We start from the raw sequence: 2,426 nt of genomic DNA, 5'->3' as shown, positions 1-2,426 counted from the left end.
GTCGGCGCGTCCGCGGTAGTCGAGGGCGCCGTCGGGGCGGCGTGCGGCGCGGTCCCCGGTGCGGTAGAGGCGCGCGCCGGGCCTTCCGAACGGGTCGGGCACGAAGCGCTCGGCGGTCAGGCCGGGGCGTGCGAGATAGCCGCGGGCGAGGCCGGTGCCGCCGATGTAGAGCTCGCCCACCACCCCCACCGGCACCGGGTGCAGCGCCTCGTCGAGGACGTGGAGCTGCGTGTTGGCGATCGGGTGCCCGATCGGCACCCGCGGGGCGTCCGGCTCGGGCCCGCAGGTCCAGGCGCTGACGTCGATGGCCGCCTCCGTCGGCCCGTAGAGATTCGCCAGGTCAGCCCGGCTCTGGGCGCGGACGGCGGCCGCGAGGTCGGGGGCGAGCGCCTCGCCGCTGCACACGATGCGGGACAGGCTCGGGCAGGCGGCGAGCCGGCCGGACGCCAGGAACGCCTCCAGCAGGGCGGGCACGAAGTGCACGATCGTCACCGCGTCCCGCCGGATCAGGGCGGCCAGCGCGTCCGGGTCGCGGTGGGCCTGCGGCGGCGCCATGACGAGGCGGGCGCCGCTGACGAGGGGCAGGAGGATCTCCCAGACGGCGACGTCGAAGGAGACCGGGGTCTTGTGCAGGATCACGTCGGCGGGGCCGACCGCGAAATGGGCCCGCATCCAGGCGAGGCGGTTGGCGATGGCGGCGCGGGTGTTGGCGCAGCCCTTGGGCGTGCCGGTCGAGCCGGACGTGTAGACGAGGTAGGCCAGGGCGTCCGGGTGCGCCGCCGCGGCCGGCAGGGCCGGATCGTCCGCCGCCCCTCCCGGATCCGGGGTGAGGACCCGCAGGTCCGGAAGCTCCGCCGGCCCGGGCATCCACGCGGCCGGGCCGGACTCGGTGACGAGGAGGCGCAGGGCCGCCTCTCGGGCGGTCGCGACGAGGCGCGGACGCGGCAGCTCGGGGTTGAGGGGCAGGATCGCGGCCCCCGTTTTGAGCACGGCGAGCCAGGCGACGAGCAGTGCGCAGGACCGCTCCAGCCCGACGCCGACCAGAGTGTCGGGACCGGCCCCGGCGCGCGCGAGGCGGCGGGCCAGCGCGGAGGCCGCGCTGTCGAGGGCGCGGCGGGTGAGCGCGCCGCGCGCGTCGGTCACCGCGATCGCGTCCGGGTCGTGCGCCAAGTGGCCGGCGAAGGCGGCGAGGACGTCGCCGGCGCCGTCCGGGTAGGCCCGGGCGGTCGCGTTCGCCGACCCGACCACCGCCCGGTCGCTGTCGGGCAGCGGCGGCGGCAGCGCCCCGAGCGGAGTTGCCGGGTCGGCCTCGGCCAGGGCGGCGAGCTGGGCCACGAAGGCGGCGAGCAGCGCCTCGGCCTCCGCGTGTCCCAGGCGGTCGGCGGCGTAGCTCAGGCGCAGGGCCAGCCGCGTCCCGTCGGGGCCGGCCTCCGGGTGGACCACCAGGGTGACGGGGTAGTGCGTGGTCTCGGCGACGATGGCCGGGCCGAGTCGCAAGGCGTGCGGGTCGGCAGCGTCGCCGTTCCCGTTTCCGTCGCCGTTTCCGTCGCCGTTTCCGTCGCCGTCCCGGCTGTGGCGCGCGGCGGCGAGGGCCTGGTCGACGGGGTAGTTCTCGAACACCACGAGGCTGTCGAACAGGCCGCCCGTACCTGTGCCCGTCCCTGTGCCCGTGCCTGTGCCCGTCCCCGCGCCCGCGGGGCCGGCGAGGCGCTGGATCGCGGCCAGGGGCAGGTGGCCGTGCTCGCGCAGGCCGAGACCGGCCTCCTGCACGCCCGCCAGCCATGCGCCGAGGGGCCGGGCCGGGTCGAGGTCCACGACCATCGGCAGGGTGTTGATGAACAGCCCGAGCACGGTCTCGGCCCCGGGCAGGTCGGCCGGGCGCCCGGCCACGGTCGTGCCGAAGGCGACGCGCGCCTGCCCGGTGCGGGCGGCCACGAGCCGGGCCCAGGCGGCCTGGACGCAGGTGTTGAGGGTGAGGTGGGCGGCCCGGGCCCGGGCGAGCAGCCGCCCGGTCGCGGCGGGCGGCACCCGGTGCCGGACCTCGCCGTGATGCCGGACTTCGCCTTGGCCGGGCTGCCGCTGTCCGTCGCGGGCGCCGGGCGTGCCGGGCGTGCCGGGCGGGTCGAAGGTGTCGGCGAGGCGGGTGGGTGCGTCGAGGCCGGCGAGGGCGTGCTGCCAGAAGCGCTCGGCGGCGGCCCGCGGCTGGCGGGCGAGCCAGGCGAGGTAGTCGGCGAAGCGTCCTGTGACGGGCTCGGGCTCCTCTCCGCGGTAGCGGGCGAGCACCTCGGCGACGAGGCGTGCGGTGCTCCATCCGTCGAGGATCAGGTGGTGGACGGTGAGCACGAGGTGGTGGCGGTCCGGTCCGGTGCGGACCAGGACGAGGCGCAGGAGCGGGGCCCGGGCGAGGTCGAAGGGCCGGGCGCGCT

Annotated in this window: 1 protein-coding gene; it reads right to left on the bottom strand. The window is 77.7% G+C overall.

Going from position 1 to position 2,426, the window contains the following annotated elements; genetic code table 11:
- Nucleotides 1-2,426, bottom strand: a 2,426-nt coding sequence (locus ACLBYE_RS30275) for an amino acid adenylation domain-containing protein (RefSeq protein WP_447696998.1), incomplete at both ends; no start/stop codon positions are given.

Source organism: Methylobacterium sp. A52T (assembly GCF_053346095.1).
Note: the sequence above shows the minus strand (reverse complement) of the source record. Positions and strands in the feature narration are given on the sequence as shown.